The 19576-nt window shown below is 41.2% G+C and carries 18 protein-coding genes; 13 read left to right on the top strand and 5 right to left on the bottom strand.

What is annotated here, in order from left to right:
• Positions 1 to 37: 37 nt before the first annotated feature.
• From ISX59_RS09140 to ISX59_RS09155, 4 genes are all read left to right on the top strand, one after another.
• Entirely contained in the window at positions 38 to 2935 is a 2898-nt protein-coding gene (locus tag ISX59_RS09140; protein ID WP_122141823.1) for an FAD-binding and (Fe-S)-binding domain-containing protein, read from the top strand.
• A 217-nt stretch (positions 2936 to 3152) separates the two neighbouring features.
• Positions 3153 to 3743 (top strand): sugar transferase, encoded by a 591-nt coding sequence (locus tag ISX59_RS09145; RefSeq protein WP_122141822.1) that lies wholly within the window; start codon positions 3153 to 3155, stop codon positions 3741 to 3743.
• Between the two features lie 62 nt (positions 3744 to 3805).
• Entirely contained in the window at positions 3806 to 4936 is a 1131-nt protein-coding gene (locus tag ISX59_RS09150) for a DegT/DnrJ/EryC1/StrS aminotransferase family protein (protein ID WP_122141821.1), read from the top strand.
• Between the two features lie 124 nt (positions 4937 to 5060).
• A complete protein-coding gene (locus ISX59_RS09155) occupies positions 5061 to 5381 on the top strand; it encodes a DUF202 domain-containing protein (protein ID WP_005780368.1) in 321 nt (106 codons plus the stop codon).
• 9 nt (positions 5382 to 5390) lie between these two features.
• On the opposite strand, the gene ISX59_RS09160 is transcribed toward ISX59_RS09155, so the two are convergent.
• The 5 genes from ISX59_RS09160 to ISX59_RS09180 all read right to left on the bottom strand — a co-directional run bounded on the left by ISX59_RS09160 (position 5391) and on the right by ISX59_RS09180 (position 11007).
• The gene (locus ISX59_RS09160) at positions 5391 to 6335 is read right to left on the bottom strand and encodes a YihY/virulence factor BrkB family protein (protein WP_032531334.1); all 945 of its coding nucleotides are present in this window, start codon (positions 6333 to 6335) and stop codon (positions 5391 to 5393) included.
• A 1-nt stretch (position 6336) separates the two neighbouring features.
• Complete coding sequence (locus ISX59_RS09165; protein ID WP_220575840.1) at positions 6337 to 7782, bottom strand: alpha-amylase; 1446 nt, start codon at positions 7780 to 7782, stop codon at positions 6337 to 6339.
• Between the two features lie 140 nt (positions 7783 to 7922).
• A complete protein-coding gene (locus ISX59_RS09170) occupies positions 7923 to 8948 on the bottom strand; it encodes a beta-ketoacyl-ACP synthase III (RefSeq protein ID WP_032540756.1) in 1026 nt (341 codons plus the stop codon).
• A 326-nt stretch (positions 8949 to 9274) separates the two neighbouring features.
• Positions 9275 to 10285, bottom strand: coding sequence for a GGGtGRT protein (locus tag ISX59_RS09175; RefSeq protein WP_005780364.1), 1011 nt, complete (start codon positions 10283 to 10285; stop codon positions 9275 to 9277).
• 20 nt (positions 10286 to 10305) lie between these two features.
• Positions 10306 to 11007: an iron-sulfur cluster assembly scaffold protein gene (locus ISX59_RS09180; RefSeq protein ID WP_005780363.1), complete on the bottom strand. Its 702-nt coding sequence runs from the start codon at positions 11005 to 11007 to the stop codon at positions 10306 to 10308.
• 240 nt (positions 11008 to 11247) lie between these two features.
• Between ISX59_RS09180 and ISX59_RS09185 the strand changes: the two genes are divergently transcribed.
• From ISX59_RS09185 to ISX59_RS09220, 9 genes are all read left to right on the top strand, one after another.
• Positions 11248 to 11652 carry an HsmA family protein gene (locus ISX59_RS09185; protein WP_005780362.1) on the top strand — a complete coding sequence of 135 codons (405 nt, stop codon included), beginning with the start codon at positions 11248 to 11250 and terminating at the stop codon, positions 11650 to 11652.
• 249 nt (positions 11653 to 11901) lie between these two features.
• Positions 11902 to 12402, top strand: coding sequence for a DMP19 family protein (locus ISX59_RS09190; protein ID WP_005780361.1), 501 nt, complete (start codon positions 11902 to 11904; stop codon positions 12400 to 12402).
• Positions 12403 to 12484: 82 nt separating this feature from the next.
• Positions 12485 to 13288, top strand: coding sequence for a hypothetical protein (locus ISX59_RS09195; RefSeq protein WP_005807473.1), 804 nt, complete (start codon positions 12485 to 12487; stop codon positions 13286 to 13288).
• Between the two features lie 31 nt (positions 13289 to 13319).
• The gene (locus ISX59_RS09200; RefSeq protein WP_005780359.1) at positions 13320 to 13862 is read left to right on the top strand and encodes a Yip1 family protein; all 543 of its coding nucleotides are present in this window, start codon (positions 13320 to 13322) and stop codon (positions 13860 to 13862) included.
• Between the two features lie 9 nt (positions 13863 to 13871).
• Positions 13872 to 14324: an SsrA-binding protein gene (gene smpB / locus ISX59_RS09205; RefSeq protein ID WP_005780358.1), complete on the top strand. Its 453-nt coding sequence runs from the start codon at positions 13872 to 13874 to the stop codon at positions 14322 to 14324.
• Between the two features lie 19 nt (positions 14325 to 14343).
• Positions 14344 to 17094: a methionine synthase gene (metH, locus tag ISX59_RS09210; RefSeq protein WP_032530732.1), complete on the top strand. Its 2751-nt coding sequence runs from the start codon at positions 14344 to 14346 to the stop codon at positions 17092 to 17094.
• A 13-nt stretch (positions 17095 to 17107) separates the two neighbouring features.
• Positions 17108 to 17713 carry a nitroreductase family protein gene (locus tag ISX59_RS09215; RefSeq protein WP_032530718.1) on the top strand — a complete coding sequence of 202 codons (606 nt, stop codon included), beginning with the start codon at positions 17108 to 17110 and terminating at the stop codon, positions 17711 to 17713.
• 155 nt (positions 17714 to 17868) lie between these two features.
• On the top strand, positions 17869 to 17994 hold the full coding sequence (locus ISX59_RS21420) for a symporter small accessory protein (protein ID WP_005780350.1): 126 nt from the start codon (positions 17869 to 17871) through the stop codon (positions 17992 to 17994).
• Positions 17991 to 19544 (top strand): sodium:solute symporter, encoded by a 1554-nt coding sequence (locus ISX59_RS09220; RefSeq protein ID WP_032540757.1) that lies wholly within the window; start codon positions 17991 to 17993, stop codon positions 19542 to 19544. Before ISX59_RS21420 ends, ISX59_RS09220 begins: the two co-directional genes overlap by 4 nt.
• Positions 19545 to 19576: the final 32 nt, after the last annotated feature.

Raw genomic sequence — 19576 nt, forward strand, 5'->3', positions numbered from 1 at the left:
TATGTGTTTGTAGTATAATATCTTTATAATAACTTAGATGAATTTTCAAAATTTACATATACTCGGTGAACTAAAAGAAGAGTTGCTTTATCGCATTCTTTATTCAACTGATGCCTCTGCTTACAGAGAGATGCCTATTGCCGTTGCATATCCTAAGGATTCTTCTGATGTGCAGAAGATTAGTGATTTTGCCAGGAAAAATCAAATTAATTTGATTCCTCGTGCTGGAGGAACTTCTTTGGCGGGACAAGTCGTTGGCAAAGGACTTGTTGTTGATATTTCCAAATATATGAACCATATATTGGAAATCAATCAGGAGGAACGTTGGGTAAGAGTACAACCGGGAGTTGTATTGGATGAGCTAAATCTTTATTGTAAGCCTTATGGGTTGTTTTTCGGGCCGGAAACTTCTACTTCTAATCGTTGTTGCTTAGGAGGAATGGTTGGCAATAATTCGTGCGGTTCTCACTCTTTAGTATATGGTAGTACACGTGATCATTTGCTTGAAGCTAACGTCGTTTTAAGTGATGGTTCTGAAGTAGTATTGAAAGGAATGACTTCTAAGGAGATAAACGAGAAATGTAAATTAGACTCATTGGAAGGACGTATTTATAGCCAAATTATTACGTTATTATCGAATTTTGAAAACCAAAAAGAAATCGTCGATAATTATCCTGATGTATCTTTACGAAGACGTAACTCAGGATATGCTATTGACGAATTATTGCGTAGTAACTATTTTGATAAGAATTGTTCTGAGCCTTTTAATCTTTGCAAATTGTTAGCGGGTTCGGAAGGTACATTAGCTTTAATCACAGAGTTAAAACTAAAATTAGTTCCTCTTCCTCCTACGGAAAAAGCCGTGATATGTGTACATTGTTCTACATTGGAAGAATCTTTTGCTGCAAATCTTGTGGCTTTGCGACATGCTCCGGTTGCAATTGAGTTAATGGATAGTACAATACTGGAGTTGAGCAAACAGAATATTTCACAAAATAAGAATCGCTTTTTTATTCAGGGAGATCCTGCTGCTATCCTCATTATTGAGTTAGCTGAGCAAACAAGGGGTGAGGTTGATAAAAAGGCTAATGAAATAATTGATGATTTAAAAATACATCATTATGGAACTCATTATCCTCTTGTATATGGGAAAGATATTAGTCGTGTATGGGCTTTAAGAAAATCTGGATTGGGGTTGCTTTCTGGTATGCCCGGAAGTGCTAAGCCCGTTTCATTGATTGAGGATACTGCCATTGCTCCTGAGCGTTTAGCTGCTTTTATCGCTGATTTGAAAGTTATGTTAAGTAAATATGGTCTGGACTGTATTTATCATGGACATATTAGTACTGGGGAGTTGCATTTACGCCCGGTACTCAATTTGAAAAAGGAGAAAGATAAGAAACTATTCCGTTTAGTTGCTACGGAAACGGCTGAGTTGGTGAGGAAGCACAGAGGCTCATTAAGTGGTGAACATGGGGATGGTCGTTTGAGAGGCGAGTTTATCCCTTTGTTGTTGGGTGATAAAATTTATAGTTTTCTGCGAGACATAAAGGAGACATGGGATTTACCTCATATATTTAATATTGGTAAGATTGTAGATACACCTTTTATGGATATTAATTTACGTTATGAACAGCACAATCTTGGGGTTAAGACATATTTTGACTTTTCTAAACAAAAGGGTTGGTTGTGCGCCATAGAACAATGTAATGGTTCTGGAGATTGCCGGAAATCAAATCTCTTTGGTGGTACAATGTGCCCTACTTATCGGGCTACCAGAGAAGAAAAGAATACGACACGGGCACGTGCCAATACTTTGAGAGAGTTGTTGATACATCCTGCACATGATCGAATATTTAGTCAACCGGAAATTTTGGAAGTATTGGATACATGCGTTTCGTGTAAAGCTTGCAAATCGGAGTGTCCATCGAATGTGGATATGGCTCGTTATAAGGCTGAATATTTGCAGCATCACTATGATGAAACATTTGTTTCTTTACGTTCCAGATTAATAGCTAATTTGACTAAGGTGCAAAAATTGGGGATGGTTGCTCCTTGGCTGTATAATGCTTTTGTTACTGCCCAATTTACTTCCTCATTACTAAAACGTATATTAAAGTTTGCACCTCAACGTTCTATTCCCAGACTTTATAAAATAACATTGAAGAGTTGGTTATACAATAATCCAGATATGAACAAATGTAATAGAAAAGTGTATTTGTTTGCAGATGAATTTACCAATTATATGGATGTAGAGATTGGTGTAAAGTTCATCAAATTATTGCGTACATTGGGCTATGAGGTTATTATACCAAAGCACTTGGAAAGTGGGCGTACTGAAATATCGAAAGGACTTTTGAAGAAAGCTAAGAAAATAGCAGAAAAGAATATATTATTTTTAAAAGATATAGTGACAGAAGAAATTCCTTTAGTTGGAATTGAACCTTCATGCATACTTTCGTTTCGTGATGAGTATCCGGATTTGGTGGATGAGGAATTACAAGGATATGCTCGTAAATTATCGGTAAACTGTCTGTTGTATGATGAGTTTATTGTTCGTGAGATGCGTAAGGGTAATATTAAACAGGAACAATTTACTCAATCATATCTTTATATAAAATTACATGGGCATTGCCATCAGAAGTCGTTAGCGTCTATAGAGCCTTCTAAAGAGATGCTTTCACTCCCTAAAAACTATCAAGTGGATATTATACCGTCAGGGTGTTGTGGTATGGCAGGAGCTTTTGGATATGAAAAAGAGCATTATGACTTATCAATGCAAATAGGTGAGCAGGTCTTGTTTCCAGCAATTCGTCAAGCTAAAGAAGATATATGTATTTCTGCTCCAGGAACCAGTTGTAGGCAGCAGATAAAAGATGGTACGGGAAGGCGAGCTTACCATCCAATTGAAGTATTATATAATGCTTTAATTTAAAATAGATTAGTTGCTATTTTCTTTTTATTTAAATATTTGTGGAAGGAATATGAACAGGGAAATAAAAAAGACAAGTCATAAAAATGTTATCGACTGTTTATTCTGTATATCACAAATCAAAAATATAATTAATTTTTAAACAATAAATCTACTCAAAGTGGAATACAAGCCTCTAAAAGGTTGGGTAATTTCATTATGAGTCTTTTGATAGATTTTCATGTTTTTCAAAAATTTGTTTGACCGCAGTGTATCTTTTCTCGGTCTCCTTTTTCTTTCTCCAATTTTATTAGTAACAGCTATTCTTATTCGTGTTAAGATGCCTGGAGGTCCTGTTATATTCAGACAGAAAAGAGTTGGGCGGTATGGTAGATTATTTACCATGTATAAATTTCGTTCTATGACGGTTGGGCATTCCGGTAGTTCTGTTTCTGTAAAGGGAGAAAGCCGGATCACGCCATTGGGGGCCAAATTGAGAAAATATAAGATTGATGAACTTCCGGAACTGTGGAATGTGCTGATAGGAGATATGAGTTTGGTCGGTCCTCGTCCTGATGTCCCGGGATATGCTGACAATCTGCTGGGAGACGATAGGAGAATGTTGCTTTTAAAACCGGGTATTACCGGACCTGCCAGTTTGAAATATCGTAATGAAGAAGAATTGCTGGCGGGGCAGGATAATCCTCAAAAATATAATGATGAGGTTTTGTTTCCTGACAAAGTGCGAATAAATATAGAGTATTTGGATAACTGGTCATTTGGGAATGATATTAAAATCATCGTTTATACCGTTTTGGGAAAAGATATATAGAATTTTACTTTTCCTCTTGATTCCTTACTACGTAAGAAAATGAAATTATAATAAAGTTTATTATGAACAAACGAATCTGGCTTTCGCTTGCTCACATGGGTGGCCGTGAGCAAGACTTTATAAAAGAGGCCTTTGATACGAACTGGGTTGTGCCTTTGGGACCTAACGTGGATGCTTTTGAGCAATCTTTGACCGAATATTTGCATGAAGATCGCCATGTGGTGGCCTTGAGTGCGGGAACGGCTGCACTTCACTTGGGCTTGATTCTTCTGGATGTAAATCCCGGCGATGAAGTGATCTGCCAAAGCTTTACTTTTGCCGCCTCTGCCAATCCGATTTCTTATCTGGAGGCCAAACCTGTTTTTGTGGACAGTGAGAAGGATACGTGGAATATGGATCCGGTATTGCTTGAGGAGGCTATAAAGGACCGTTTGCGCAAGACGGGTAAGCTTCCGAAGGCTATTATCCCTGTTCACCTTTACGGTATGCCTGCCAAGATGGACGAGATCATGGATATTGCGGGTCGTTATGGTATTCCCGTATTGGAGGATGCCGCGGAGGCTTTGGGTTCGGAACTGAACGGACGGAAGTGTGGCACATTCGGTGAGTTGGCCGCTCTCTCTTTCAATGGCAACAAGATGATCACGACTTCCGGTGGAGGTGCTCTGATCTGTCGTACGTCTGAGGAGGCCCGACAGACAAAGTTCTATGCGACGCAGGCTCGTGATGCCGCTCCGCATTACCAGCATACCCATATCGGCTACAATTACCGTATGAGCAACATCTGTGCGGGTATCGGCCGTGGGCAGATGTACGTTCTGGAAGAGCATATTGCCCGTCGCCGTGCTATTCACTCTTTGTATGTTGATTTGCTGAAAGATGTGGCAGGTATTATGGTTATGGAGAACCCTGATTTGCGGTTTGCTTCCAACTTTTGGCTGACTTGTATCCTGGTTGATCCGAATCTTGCGGGCAAGAGTCGTGAAGATATCCGTTTGAAGCTGGATGTCGAAAATATAGAGACTCGTCCTTTGTGGAAGCCGATGCATCTTCAGCCTGTGTTTACAGATGCTCCGTTTTACGGGAACGGTACGAGTGAGAGGTTGTTCGATATTGGTCTTTGCCTGCCTTCGGGACCTACATTGACAGATGAAGATATCAGGAGGGTGGTAGATACTATTCAATCGGTATAGTTTACGTTAATCTACTTGCTGGTAAAAGGTTGTTTTTGTTAATTGAGATTCTGTTTTGGGGAACTATTCTTTTCTATCTTTGTTTTTAAAGAAAAACGTATAGAACACAATTTCCTCAATATCTATGTTGACATTTACCGATAACTTTGAGAATGATAAAGAGTTGATACTCCGTGATCATTTGGCACTTGAAAGAACAAAGTTGGCCAATGAAAGAACTTTGTTTGCATATATTCGCATGGCACTTTATCTCCTGACTGTAGGAATAGGGATCTTTCAAGTTGAAAGTATCTCACGTTTGCATGGGCTGGCGTGGGTGTGTATTATGGCCGGGATCATTTTATTCTTTTTAGGCTTTGTCCGCTTCGGGCAGATGAGAAAGCATCTGAAACAGTATACGAAAACATGTCGTGAGGCTGAGAGTAAGTCATTGCAGGAGAAGTAATCCCTGTTCTCAATCATCCAATCCGATTGGTTTGTTTTCGTGTATTTCTATGGTTTTGGTGGCTACCGCATATTCATCGGGAAAAATCTTACCACCCATTTCGTTTGCCCATGCTTTGGTGAACTCTGCGCCTGTATATATGATGATGGAAGAATAATAAATCCACGTAACGAAAACGACCATGAATGCTGCTGCTCCGTAAACGGTTCCTACGTTTGCAATCCCTATATAAAATGAGATTCCCCATTGACCTACCAGTAGCAGTAATGTGGTCACAATCGCTCCAATAAAAACATCTCTGCTTTTTATTTTGGCATCGGGCAATATTTTGAAAATCAATGTGAAAATGATGGCCGTTACACCTATATTTATAATGATTCCTACTACCTGAACCAATGACCCGGCTATTTCGGGATAATTAACCATAAACTTTTTACTCAATTCTCCGATGATGCTGGTGATGGTAAATGTAATCAGAAGGATGAAAGCAAATACAAGTATTATGGAAAAAGAGAGTATTCTGTTTTTGATAAACTTGAGCCAGCTTTTTTTAGGAACAGCTTTTATTCCCCAAATTGTGTTCAATGAACTTTGTATCTCTGCAAAAATAGTGGTAGCACCGAAAATAGAAATGCCTAAGCTGACAATGGCAGCAGATCTGGAAGAATCTGTATTTTCTGCATTTTCTATAATGGAGCGAAGTGCTTCGGTGATTTCCGGTCCTACAATGGGTTGTAACTGTACATAAAGCTGGTTGGCCAAATCCATATGGAAAAAGACTCCGACAGTGACCAGGAGAGAAAGAAAAGGGATAATTGAAAACAATGTCGCATAAGCCAATGAAGCGCTCAGCCTCATAACGCTGTCGTCTATAAATCCCCAAACTGTATCTTTTATTATTTTGAACAGTAGGGGTAAGCTAAGCTTTTTCTTTCTCTCCGAATGAATTTCCATTTTAACTTTTCTTTATCCAAACGGCAATATTACGGGCATTAACAGAGAATTTTCCGTTTCCTTTCTCATCTAAAGTGACCTCTTCGGGAATGCTTCCGGTGATTTCATGCCATACTTCACCTTCATGTTCCTCACCCGGATTCATCATTTTGCTACCGGCTTCATCATTTGACATTAAAAAGACCAGGCCGGAGCCGGTGTGTTCTTTATCTCCCGTACGGATGAAACCAATGGTAGAAGGATGGTCGAAATATTCGATCTGATCACCGTAGGCATATTTTCGCCTTGCATTCAGTAAAATATCAATGATCGGGGCATGGGGAGACTTTTCGCCTTTTACACCATAATAGTCTCCATAGAACAGGCAGGGATAACCGTTTTTCATCAATAATATCAAACCATAGGCCAGTGGCTTGAACCAGTTCTCTATTTGTGATTCTAACGAACTGCCCAATTGTGAATCGTGATTGTCGACAAAGGTGACTGCTAAATCGCAATGATGTTCGACCAATGTGCCCTTCAAGATATTCTGCAAATCATAATTTTTGCCTTCTTGTGAAGCCTGAAACATATTGTAATGTAACGGAACATCAAATAAGTTGACTTTATGGTCCACAGATTCTATGTATGCATCGAGTGTTTTCAGATCTCCGTTCCAGTATTCACCTACAGCGTAAAAGTTGTTTCCTCTTTCACTCCTTACCGCATCCAGAAATTGTGCGATGAACTTATCCTTCATGTGCTTGATGGCATCCAAACGCATTCCGTCAAGGTTCAGTTCTTTGGAAACCCATTTTCCCCAGCGATTCAGTTCGGCAATTACTTCCGGATGATCCAGGTCGATATCGTTACATAACAGGAAATCATAGTTTCCATTTTCGCTATCTACACCCTCGCTCCATGCTTTACCTTCTCCTTGTATCTGGAAGATGCCGCTCCGCTTTTTGGCATCGTCAAAACCGGTTCCGGAGAAGTGATACCAATGCCATTTGAAATCAGAATATTTATCCTTGCGTCCATGGAAACTATATCCGGTCCAGCTTTGTATCTCGAACGGCTTTCCCAATCCTTGGGTTCTGTCATGGGGATCGACTTCCACAACCATAAATTTTTCAGTGAAATCACCTCCGGCTTTATGGTTGAGTACTACATCCAGATATACTGAAATGTGGTTTTTATGTAACTCGTCGATCGCTTCTTTCAATTCATCTTTTGTGCCATACTTCGTTCTTACGGTTCCTTTTTGTTCGAACTCGCCAAGATCATACAAGTCATAGGTTGCATAACCTTCATCTTGCTGCTCGTCGGCTTTATAAGCAGGCGGAATCCAAACTGCTGTCACACCGATTTTATGTAGATGTGATGCGTCTTCTTTTAATTGTTTCCACAACTTTCCATCGTTTGGCAGATTCCATTCAAAATACTGCATCATTACGCCATTTTCCATCATCTTAATGCATTTAATTATCAGCAAATAACAAAAAAAACGGCATAAGGTTCCTTTGTATTTGCAAAAAAGCACTTTGGGCTATTTTGCTTTAAAAAGCTATCTGATGTTGACGGTGGCGTGATTATGACTTTCTGTGGCTAAGCTTGTGTGCTGGTGGCGTTATTTATCTTTCCGTCATATCCCCATTTCACGTAGACGGCTCCCCAGGCAAATCCGGCTCCGAAAGCGGTAAAGATCAAATTATCACCTTTTTTGAGCTTATCTTCGAAATCCCATATACATAATGGAAGTGTGCCGGCACTGGTGTTGCCATAGCGTTCGATATTGATCATGACTTTTTCTAATGGCATATCCAGGCGTTGGGCGACAGCATTGATAATGCGTTGATTGGCCTGGTGGGGAATAACCCAGTCGATTTGGTCTTTCGTTAGCTGATTTCTTTCAATAATCGATTCACAAGCATCTGACATATTGGCTACAGCATATTTGAATACTGTACGGCCTTCCTGATAAAGATAGTGCATGTGATTGTCTATCGTAAAATAAGAAGGAGAACATACGGAGCCGCCGGCTTTCATATGTAAAAAAGGGAGTCCTTTGCCGTCTGTTCTTAAAACAGAATCTATAATGCCTAAATGATCCGTAGTAGGTTCCAGTAAAAAAGCTGCTGCACCATCACCAAAAATAGGACAGGTGGCGCGATCGGTGTAATCTATCACCGATGACATCTTATCGGCACCAACTATGATGACCTTTTTGTATCTTCCCGAACGGATAAAGTTGGCTCCGGTCTCCAGAGCATATAAGAAACCACTGCATACTGCCTGCATATCAAAGGCGAATGCATTTTTTAATCCCACTCTTTCACACAGAATGGAAGCTGTTGAAGGAAGCCGATAATCGGGAGTGGTTGTAGCGACAATTACCAGATCGATGTCATCCGGATGGCTTTTTGTACGTTGCATCAATTGCTTCACAGCCTTACGTGCCATGTATGAAGTGCCAAGACCTTCTTCATTCAGAATACGTCTTTCCTTGATGCCGATACGCCCCATGATCCATTCATCGGTGGTATCTACAATTCTGGATATCTCATCATTAGTCAGGATGTAATCGGGTACATATCCTCCAACTCCTGTAATTACTGCATTGATTTGTTTCATTAACTTTGTCTAAATAAGTAAGTTCTTAAGTGGGGGAAGTATAAAATGACTCCGAAAACTTACGACTTTTCGGAATTGCATCTAAAATACCGGGCGCAAATATACAGAAAAGAAAGACTTATTCTATATTTTGTAATCTAAATGCATTGATTTTCGTAGTGAGATTAGGATAAGTTATAATACTGAAAATAGAATTAGGGAAATGATAGAGAAAAGGAGAGGTGGTTTTTGTTTAAAAAGGAAGAAATAATCTATTCTGATTTATACAATAAAAAACTCCTGCAATCATATGACTGCAGGAGTTTGTCAATATAGAATGGCTTAAATTACTTTGCCAAAGCCTGAGCTACGTCAACTGCACAAGCTACTGTACAACCTACCATCGGGTTGTTACCAATTCCTAAGAATCCCATCATTTCTACGTGAGCAGGAACTGAGGATGAACCGGCGAACTGAGCGTCTGAGTGCATACGACCCATTGTGTCTGTCATACCATAAGAAGCAGGACCAGCAGCCATGTTGTCCGGATGAAGAGTACGACCTGTACCACCACCTGAAGCTACTGAGAAGTATGGCTTACCGGCCAATACACGTTCTTTCTTGTAAGTACCTGCAACCGGGTGCTGGAAACGAGTCGGGTTAGTAGAGTTACCTGTGATAGATACGTCCACGCCTTCTTTCCACATGATGGCTACACCTTCACGTACATCATCTGCACCATAGCATTTTACTTTTGCACGAGGACCGTCAGAGTAAGCAATTTCACGTACTACTTTCAGTTCGCCTGTGAAATAGTCAAACTGTGTCTGAACATAAGTAAAGCCGTTGATACGAGAGATGATCTGAGCAGCGTCTTTTCCAAGACCGTTCAAGATACAACGCAGAGGTTCTTTACGTACTTTGTCTGCTTTTGCAGCGATTTTGATAGCACCTTCGGCAGCAGCGAAAGATTCGTGACCTGCCAGGAAAGCGAAACATTTAGTTTCTTCACGCAACAACATAGCAGCCAGGTTACCATGACCGATACCAACCTTACGGTCGTCGGCTACAGAACCCGGGATACAGAATGCCTGCAGACCGATGCCGATAGCTTCGGCAGCGTCAGCTGCATTTTTGCAACCTTTCTTGATAGCGATAGCAGCACCTACTACGTAAGCCCACTTAGCATTTTCAAAACAGATCGGTTGAGTTTCTTCACACGTTTTATAAGGATCAACTCCAGCAGCTTCGCAGATAGCGTTAGCTTCTTCGATGTCTTTGATACCGTTAGCGTTCAAGGCTTCGATGATGCCTTTGATACGGCGGTCCTGACTTTCAAATTTTACTTCTCTAATCATAATTTCTTTTCCTCCTTATATTATTCGTGACGTGGATCAATGTGTTTAACAGCTCCCTGTTCTGCAGTGAAGCGTCCGTAAGTACCGGTAACTTTCTTCAATGCTTCATTCGCATCAGTACCCTTCTTGATTTCGTCCATGAATTTACCCATGTGGACGAATTCGTATCCGCAGATTTCATCGTTTTTGTCAAGAGCAATTGTCTTGATGTAACCTTCAGCCATTTCAAGGTAACGAGGACCTTTAGCCAAAGTACCGTACAATGTACCTACCTGGCTACGCAGACCTTTACCCAAGTCTTCCAGACCTGCACCGATGATCAGACCACCTTCTGAGAAAGCTGACTGAGTACGTCCGTAAACGATCTGCAGGAAGAGTTCGCGCATAGCAGTGTTGATGGCATCACAAACTAAGTCTGTGTTCAATGCTTCGAGGATAGTTTTTCCCGGGAGGATTTCAGCAGCCATAGCAGCTGAGTGAGTCATACCTGAACAGCCGATAGTTTCAACCAGAGCTTCCTGGATGATACCTTCTTTTACGTTCAGAGTCAGCTTACATGCACCCTGCTGAGGAGCACACCAACCCACACCGTGTGTCAGACCTGAAATATCAACAATTTCTTTTGATTTTACCCATTTTCCTTCTTCGGGTATGGGAGCCGGTCCATGGTTAGGACCCTTCTTTACAACACACATGTGTTCCACTTCGTGTGAATAAGTCATAATTAGCTCTTTTTTTAAGTGATATAATTAAAAATACGTAGTCACGATTCTCAAATCGCTCACAAAGGTAGTCGTTTTATTTGTTTTTGCAAATCGGGTTTTATTACTTTTTTATGAAAAGGGAAAAATAGAAATTTCAGTTTCGTTAGATTGTAATGTGGAGATGACATTTTAGATAATCTTTATTTTGTTGAACTATTACTCTGATTCTTTGTTTCTTTTGAGAAAAATTGATCGGTTATGAATTTGAATGAAGTAGATATACATTATTTAATAGCAGCCATTTGTGTGATAACTTCTGCATTGGTGTTTTACACAATAGGAGTGTGGGGAGAGCGGTTGCAGAAGAAACTGAAATTTTGGCATCTGGTCTTTTTCTTATTGGGGCTATTGGCCGATTCTGTGGGAACAGCTTTAATGGAGAATATTGCGCGACTCACACACCTGCATGATGAAATACATACTGTGACCGGCATTATCGCTATCTTGTTGATGTTTGTTCACGCTATGTGGGCTATCTGGACGTATGTAAAAGGGAGTGAAAAGGCTAAAGAACATTTCAATCGTTTCAGTATTGTTGTGTGGTGCATTTGGTTGATACCCTACTGTATAGGCGTATATCTTGGTATGTCGTTGCATCATTGAAAATAACCTTATTTGAGAAAGTAATAAAGCTTCATCTCAGCCGCTAAGATGAAGAATTATCCCGTAAGAGAACCATTGAAGACCTCAAGGGATATATCCCAAAGCGATTGGGGAATTTTTAATTATGGGCTTTAAAAATAGGACAGTTTCTAAAAAACTCTTCAAAAAGCCTTTCTGAACCATATATTTCCGTATTTTTGTTTCCTGATATTTATAAATGTAGAATTTACCTTATTATATATAGTGGAAATGATAGAAGTTACGGATGCCTCCTTGCAAAAAGCTGCGGGCGAGGGAATGGATGAATTTATCCAGGTGTTTACAGATAAGTATAAAGAAGTGATTGGCGGGGAGCTTACTGCCGAAACAATGCCACTATTGACAGGAGAGCAGCACTCTTTGTTGGCCTATCAGATTTTTCGGGATGAAGTCATGTTTGGTGGTTTTTGTCAATTGATTCAGAATGGGTATGGAGGTTATATCTTTGATAATCCTTTTGCGAAAGTGATGCGTTTGTGGGGAGCCGAGGATTTCTCGAAGTTGGTTTATAAAGCTAAGAAGATATACGATGCCCATCGCCAGGATCTGGAGAAAGAGCGTACGGAGGATGAATTTATGGCGATGTACGAGCAATATGAGGCCTTTGATGATCTTGAAGAAGAATATCTGGATATTGAGGAGGAGGTTACAGCACTGGTAGCAAGCTATGTAGACGATCATTTGGAGTTGTTTGCAAAAATAGTTAAGTGATGGATGCAGTATTTTTTAAGTCTCTGCATTTACTTATTGTGAATTAGAATTTATATCTTTGCAAACTCTAAAAAATAGATTTATGAAACAATTGAAATTAATGGTGTTGGCCTTAACCCTGTTGATGGGTACTATGTTTACTTCATGTATGGATTCCGGAGAAAACGGTCCTCAGCAGTGGGCTGGTGTGGTGAAAGTTAATGATAGAATGGGTTATGTTACGTTTACAGATGCCGCCGGTACGGAACTTATCCCCACTAACACAGTTCCTGTTACTTTGAGTGCAAGAATGGCCTATATTTATTGTCAGGTTGATGAAGGTCAGGACCTCTCGACAAATCCTAAACAGATTAAGGTTACGCTTTTAGCAGATGCGACTGGAATCGATGCTCCTGCAGTTACTACTACGGCTGTCGGTGGTTCGGGAGATGTGACTACTAATGCACCAATTGGTTCATTGAGTTTTGCATCAGGATATTCAACGGTAGCCCCATTCCAGTTTAGTGAAAATACAATTGTATTGCCGGTACTTTACCGTGTGAAAAATGTAACTACTCCGGAAGATGTTAAGAATGAACTCGCTAAACATTCTTTTACTCTGGTTTGCTATACAGATGATATTACTTCAGGTGCTACAGAACTGAAACTCCATTTGCGTTATGCTGTTAATGATGAAACTACTGCTATAGTAGAACGTGCGACACGTACTTCCAGCTTTAAAGCTTATGATATCACTGAATTTTTGAGAGAATATAAGCAGAAGAGTGGACAAGATAAACCAGCCAAAATTATTGTGGTGGCACAGCAGAATGAATACAACAATAAAATAGAAGATTCTTCTACTACAGAGAAGGCGTATGAAATAGAATATAAAACCGCTAAATAATTTGAATTACAAAGCATTATTTCAAATAGCAATGTCATTGATTTCCTCTCCGGCCAAGGCCTGGGAGGAAATTCGTTTAGAGGATAGACGGGCAGTTCTTACTGTTTTTGTCTATCCTATGATTGGTTTATGCGGTTTATCCGTATTCATTGGTGCTTTGTGGACCAATGGATGGGGAGGACCGCAAAGTTTCCAATTGGCCATGACGCAGTGTTGTGCAGTGGCGGTAGCTTTGTTCGGAGGCTATTTTCTGGCAGCTTATGCCATCAATCAGATGGGGATAAAAATGTTTGGCATGTCCAATGATATCCCTTTGGCACAGCAGTTTGCAGGCTATGCATTAGTTGTCACCTTTTTGTTGCATATAGTGACCGGATTGCTTCCGGATTTCAGTATTATCGGTTGGTTGCTCCAGTTTTATATCGTTTATGTGGTATGGGAAGGAGCAAGAGTCGTGATGCTGGTGGAAGAAAAGAATCGGTTGCGTTACACCATTTTCTCGTCGATTTTGTTAATACTATGTCCGGCGGTAATACAAGTTGTGTTCAACAAGCTAACAGCTATATTAAATTAAGAAAATAAAATGAAACTGGCTCCTATAAATATAAAGAATAAACGTGCTACTTTCGACTATGAGTTGATCGATACTTATACAGCAGGTATTGTGCTGACAGGAACGGAGATTAAGTCCATCCGTTTGGGAAAAGCAAGTCTTGTAGATACGTTTTGTTATTTTGCGAAAGGTGAATTGTGGGTGAAGAACATGCACATTGCCGAATATTTTTATGGTTCGTATAATAACCATGCGGCTCGGCGTGACCGTAAATTGTTACTGAGCAAAAAGGAGCTGAATAAGTTGGAACGAGGGACGAAAGACGCCGGATTTACCATTGTCCCGGTTCGTTTGTTTATTAATGAAAGAGGTCTGGCCAAAGTAGTTGTGGCTTTGGCAAAAGGTAAAAAGCAATATGACAAGCGGGAGGCTTTGAAAGAAAAAGACGACCGCCGCGATATGGACAGAATGTTTAAACGATGATAGGTTTGTACCTTTAGCAATGAAAAGAACTATTCAACAGCTGGTACCTGAACGTATCCTTATATTGGATGGCGCTATGGGTACTATGATTCAGCAATATAATCTTAGAGAAGAGGATTTCCGCAGTGAGCGCTTTGCGCATATTCCCGGTCAACTGAAAGGGAATAATGATTTACTTTGTCTCACGCGCCCTGACGTGGTTCAGGATATACACCGTAAATATCTGGAAGCCGGTGCCGATATCATTGAGACGAATACATTTAGTTCCACCACAATTTCTATGGCCGATTATCATGTACAGGAGTATGTGCGTGAAATCAATCAGACGGCCGTGAAGCTGGCACGAGAAGTAGCCGATGAATATACGGCACTCAATCCCGATAAACCTCGTTTTGTGGCCGGTTCGGTTGGTCCTACCAATAAAACATGTTCCATGTCTCCGGATGTGAATAATCCGGCCTATCGTGCTGTGACTTATGATGAAATGGCCGATGCTTATCAACAGCAAATGGAAGCGATGCTTGAAAGTGGGGTAGATGCTTTGTTGATAGAAACTATTTTTGATACGCTGAATGCAAAAGCTGCTATTCTGGCAGCGGAGCGTGCTATGCAGGCAACCGGGCTTAAAGTACCGGTTATGTTGTCGGTGACGGTTTCTGATACAGGGGGGCGTACTCTTTCCGGCCAGACACTGGAAGCTTTTCTGGCTTCGGTACAACATGCCGATATTTTTTCTGTCGGTCTGAACTGTTCATTTGGTGCAAAGCAATTGAAGCCGTTTTTGGAGCAACTGGCCGCACGTGCTCCTTACTATATCAGTGCATATCCGAATGCAGGTTTGCCTAACAGTCTGGGAAAATATGACCAGACCCCGGCGGATATGGCACATGAAGTAAAAGAATATATCCATGAAGGTTTGATTAATATTATCGGCGGATGCTGTGGTACTACCGATGCTTATATTGCCGAATATCCCGCGTTGATTGCCGGTGCCAAACCGCATGTTCCGGCTCGTAGGCCGGATTGTATGTGGCTTTCGGGATTGGAACTGCTGGAAGTAAAGCCTGAAATTAACTTTGTCAACGTTGGTGAACGTTGCAATGTAGCGGGTTCCCGTAAGTTCCTCCGTCTTATAAATGAAAAGAAATACGATGAAGCATTGTCTATAGCCCGGCAGCAGGTGGAAGACGGGGCGCTGATTATCGATGTCAATATGGATGACGGACTGTTGGATGCGAAAGAAGAGATGACAACTTTCCTGAATCTGGTGGCTTCGGAACCTGAAATAGCTCGTGTCCCTGTGATGATCGATTCTTCAAAATGGGAGGTTATCGAGGCCGGCTTGAAGTGTCTCCAGGGAAAATCAATTGTGAATTCCATTTCGTTGAAAGAAGGAGAGGAAAAATTCCTTGAACATGCTCAAACAGTTCGTCAGTATGGCGCGGCTGTAGTAGTGATGGCCTTTGACGAAAAAGGACAGGCTGATACGGCTGCCCGTAAAATAGAAGTTTGTGAACGTGCTTATCGTTTACTTGTAGATAAGATTGGGTTTAACCCGCACGATATCATTTTCGATCCGAACGTACTGGCTGTAGCAACAGGTATTGAGGAACATAATAATTATGCGGTAGACTTTATAGAAGCAACTGCCTGGATTAAAAAGAATCTTCCCGGAGCACATATCAGCGGAGGAGTAAGTAACTTATCGTTCTCATTCCGTGGTAATAATTATATTCGTGAAGCTATGCATGCCGTATTCCTTTACCATGCCATTCAGAAAGGTATGGATATGGGGATTGTAAACCCTGGTACTTCTGTGCTGTATACGGATATTCCGGCGGATGTGCTTGAGAGAATAGAGGATGTGGTATTGAACCGGCGTCCTGATGCTGCCGAACGATTGATTGAACTGGCTGATAAATTGAAGGAGGCTTCGGCAGGTAATGCTGCGGCAGGACAACCGGTGAAGCATGATGCCTGGCGGGACGGGACGGTAGAAGAACGGTTGCAATATGCTTTGGTAAAGGGGATCGGAGATTTTCTGGAAGAAGATCTTGCAGAAGCCTTGCCACAATACGATAAGGCGGTAGATGTGATTGAGGGACCGTTGATGGATGGAATGAATCATGTAGGCGAGTTGTTCGGTGAAGGTAAAATGTTCCTTCCGCAAGTGGTGAAAACAGCCCGTACGATGAAGAAAGCCGTTGCAATCTTACAACCGGTCATAGAGTCGGAAAAGGTGGAAGGAACCTCTTCTGCCGGAAAGGTTCTGTTGGCTACAGTGAAGGGAGATGTGCATGATATCGGTAAAAATATTGTTTCGGTTGTGATGGCTTGTAACGGCTATGATATCATTGACCTGGGAGTGATGGTGCCGGCTGAATCGATTGTTCAAAAAGCCATAGAGGAAAAGGTAGATATGATAGGCCTTAGTGGATTGATTACTCCTTCGTTGGAGGAGATGGTGCATGTGGCTATGGAGTTGGAGAAAGCCGGACTGGATATTCCATTATTAATAGGTGGAGCAACCACATCCAAACTACATACTGCACTGAAAATTGCTCCGGTATATCATGCACCGGTGGTTCATCTGAAAGATGCTTCACAGAATGCCGGTGTCGCTGCCCGGTTGATGAGTCCGAAATTGAAAGAAGAACTGGCGCAGGAGCTGTCTGGTGAATATCAGGTACTCCGTGATAAGAGTGGTCTGATGAAGCGGGAAACTGTTTCATTGAAAGAAGCTCAAGAAAAAAGGTTGAAACTATTTTGATAAAAAAGAATCTATGGGAACAAAGAAAATGATTTATGCATGGACGATTGGATTGCTTTGGATGATTTCATTCACTGCTTGTTCATCTTCTTCCCCAAAAGAAGTCCCGTCAGCATCCAATGCTGCTTTGAATAATATTTTTGCGCGTAAGAGTGTACGTACTTATCTGGATAAGGAAGTAGAGAAAGAGAAAATAGACTTGATGTTACGTGCCGGTATGGCTGCTCCGTCAGGAAAAGACCTTCGTCCCTGGGAGTTTGTGCTGGTCACTGATCGGGTTGCTCTCGATTCTATGGCTTCTGCATTGCCTTATGCAAAGATGTTGACTCAGGCTCGTTATGCCATTGTTGTATGTGGTGATGTAGCCCGTTCTTCTTATTGGTATCTGGATTGTTCGGCTGCTGCGCAGAATATTCTGTTAGCTGCTGAGGCTCAGGGATTGGGTGCAGTATGGACAGCTGCTTATCCTTATGAAGACCGCATCCGGGTTGTCCGCAAGTATACGGAGCTTCCGGGAAACATAGTGCCCTTATGTGTGATTCCTTTCGGGTATCCGGCTGCTCTGCAGGAACCTAAGCAGAAATACGATGAGAAGAAGGTTCATTACGAGAAATATTAAACCGTAAATTGATTTTTCTGAAAGCTGCCCTGATAAAAAGAGGCGGCTTTTTTTATTTTTGTTTCTTTTCTTTTTTTATAAATTCTGCATTTTGTTTTTCCATTTCAATAAATTCCTTACATTTGCACCAATATTAATCGAAATCTAATACAAGAATGTTTGGAATAAGCGACTCTCTTATCATTTTGCCATATCTGCTTTCGGTAGTATGTGTGCTTTTTGCTGCCTGGTTTGGTCTTAAATATTGGAATAAAGACGACGAAAAAGATAAAACACGATGAATACATTTACACTTGGACTGATTGTGATAGCTTACCTGCTATCATTGGCTTATCTTGGTTTTTTAGGTTATAAAAAGACAACTTCCGCCAGTGATTATCTGGTAGGGGGGCGACAAATGAATCCATTTGTCATGGCACTTTCTTATGGTGCTACTTTCATATCTGCTTCTGCCATTGTCGGTTTTGGTGGGGTGGCTGCTGCCTTCGGTATGGGTATTCAGTGGCTTTGTTTTCTGAATATGTTTATCGGGGTGGTGATTGCGTTTATCTTTTTCGGCCTCCGGACACGCAGGATGGGAGCCAGACTGAATGTCAGCACATTTCCACAATTGTTGGGCAGGCATTATCGTTCACGGGGGATACAGGTGTTTGTGGCCGCAGTTATTTTTCTTGGAATGCCTTTGTATGCGGCAGTGGTAATGAAGGGAGGAGCAGTTTTTATCGAACAGATTTTTCAGATTGATTTTAATGTCTCGCTTTTGATATTCACCCTGGTAATAGCGGCCTATGTGATAGCTGGAGGAATGAAGGGGGTGATGTATACGGATGCTTTGCAGGCGGTTATTATGTTTGGCTGTATGCTGTTCTTGCTTTTTTCATTGTATCGGGTACTGGATATGGGCTTTACGGAAGCTAATCAGGCGCTGACAGATATTGCTCCTTTGGTTCCGGAGAAATTCAAAGCGTTAGGACATCAGGGATGGACTGCCATGCCTGTTACCGGTTCACCTCAATGGTATACATTGGTCACTTCTTTGATTCTGGGAGTTGGGATCGGTTGTCTTGCTCAACCTCAACTGGTGGTTCGTTTTATGACTGTAGAGAGTAGTAAACAACTGAACCGGGGAGTCCTTATCGGATGTTTTTTCCTGATTATCACCGTAGGTGCTATTTATCATGCAGGGGCACTAAGTAATCTTTTCTTTCTTAAAACCGAAGGTGTAGTGGCTACAGAAGCAGTCAAAGATATGGATAAAATTATTCCATACTTTATAAATAAAGCAATGCCGGACTGGTTTGCCGCACTTTTCATGCTTTGCATTCTTTCTGCCAGTATGTCTACACTGAGTTCACAGTTCCATACGATGGGTGCCTCGGTCGGTTCTGATATTTATGGTACTTACAAGCCTCGTTCACGTGGCAAACTGACTAATGTAATTCGTCTGGGAGTGCTGTTTTCAATATTAGTGAGTTATATCATTTGTTATATGTTGCCCAATGATATTATTGCCCGTGGAACTTCTATTTTTATGGGTATCTGTGCAGCAGCTTTCCTTCCCGCATATTTTTGTGCCTTATATTGGAAACGCGCTACCCGGCAGGGAGTGATGGCAAGCCTTTGGATAGGAACTATAGGAAGCTTATTTGCTTTAGCCTTTCTTCATCAGAAAGAAGCGGCAGCTATGGGGGTATGCAGATGGATTTTCGGTAAGGATGTGTTGATTGAAACCTATCCTTTTCCGATGATAGATCCTATATTGTTTGCATTACCATTGTCAGTGGTAGCTGTTATCATTATAAGTTTGCTGACAGGAAAAGGAAAAAAATAGAAATGCGTTGTCAAGAGTCTGCAATTTTTTTG

The sequence above is a fragment of the Bacteroides sp. FSHCM14E1 genome (genome assembly GCF_019633785.1).
GTDB lineage: Bacteria > Bacteroidota > Bacteroidia > Bacteroidales > Bacteroidaceae > Bacteroides > Bacteroides hominis.

Excerpts from the sequence above, each read along its gene's own strand:
- ISX59_RS09140 (WP_122141823.1), top strand. The coding sequence starts at position 38 with ATGAATTTTCAAAATTTACATATACTCGGTGAACTAAAAGAAGAGTTG.
- ISX59_RS09145 (WP_122141822.1), top strand. The coding sequence starts at position 3,153 with ATGTTTTTCAAAAATTTGTTTGACCGCAGTGTATCTTTTCTCGGTCTC.
- ISX59_RS09150 (WP_122141821.1), top strand. The coding sequence starts at position 3,806 with ATGAACAAACGAATCTGGCTTTCGCTTGCTCACATGGGTGGCCGTGAG.
- ISX59_RS09155 (WP_005780368.1), top strand. The coding sequence starts at position 5,061 with ATGTTGACATTTACCGATAACTTTGAGAATGATAAAGAGTTGATACTC.
- ISX59_RS09160 (WP_032531334.1), bottom strand. The coding sequence starts at position 6,335 with ATGGAAATTCATTCGGAGAGAAAGAAAAAGCTTAGCTTACCCCTACTG.
- ISX59_RS09165 (WP_220575840.1), bottom strand. The coding sequence starts at position 7,782 with ATGGAAAATGGCGTAATGATGCAGTATTTTGAATGGAATCTGCCAAAC.
- ISX59_RS09170 (WP_032540756.1), bottom strand. The coding sequence starts at position 8,948 with ATGAAACAAATCAATGCAGTAATTACAGGAGTTGGAGGATATGTACCC.
- ISX59_RS09175 (WP_005780364.1), bottom strand. The coding sequence starts at position 10,285 with ATGATTAGAGAAGTAAAATTTGAAAGTCAGGACCGCCGTATCAAAGGC.
- ISX59_RS09180 (WP_005780363.1), bottom strand. The coding sequence starts at position 11,007 with ATGACTTATTCACACGAAGTGGAACACATGTGTGTTGTAAAGAAGGGT.
- ISX59_RS09185 (WP_005780362.1), top strand. The coding sequence starts at position 11,248 with ATGAATTTGAATGAAGTAGATATACATTATTTAATAGCAGCCATTTGT.
- ISX59_RS09190 (WP_005780361.1), top strand. The coding sequence starts at position 11,902 with ATGATAGAAGTTACGGATGCCTCCTTGCAAAAAGCTGCGGGCGAGGGA.
- ISX59_RS09195 (WP_005807473.1), top strand. The coding sequence starts at position 12,485 with ATGAAACAATTGAAATTAATGGTGTTGGCCTTAACCCTGTTGATGGGT.
- ISX59_RS09200 (WP_005780359.1), top strand. The coding sequence starts at position 13,320 with ATGTCATTGATTTCCTCTCCGGCCAAGGCCTGGGAGGAAATTCGTTTA.
- smpB (WP_005780358.1), top strand. The coding sequence starts at position 13,872 with ATGAAACTGGCTCCTATAAATATAAAGAATAAACGTGCTACTTTCGAC.
- metH (WP_032530732.1), top strand. The coding sequence starts at position 14,344 with ATGAAAAGAACTATTCAACAGCTGGTACCTGAACGTATCCTTATATTG.
- ISX59_RS09215 (WP_032530718.1), top strand. The coding sequence starts at position 17,108 with ATGGGAACAAAGAAAATGATTTATGCATGGACGATTGGATTGCTTTGG.
- ISX59_RS21420 (WP_005780350.1), top strand. The coding sequence starts at position 17,869 with ATGTTTGGAATAAGCGACTCTCTTATCATTTTGCCATATCTGCTTTCG.
- ISX59_RS09220 (WP_032540757.1), top strand. The coding sequence starts at position 17,991 with ATGAATACATTTACACTTGGACTGATTGTGATAGCTTACCTGCTATCA.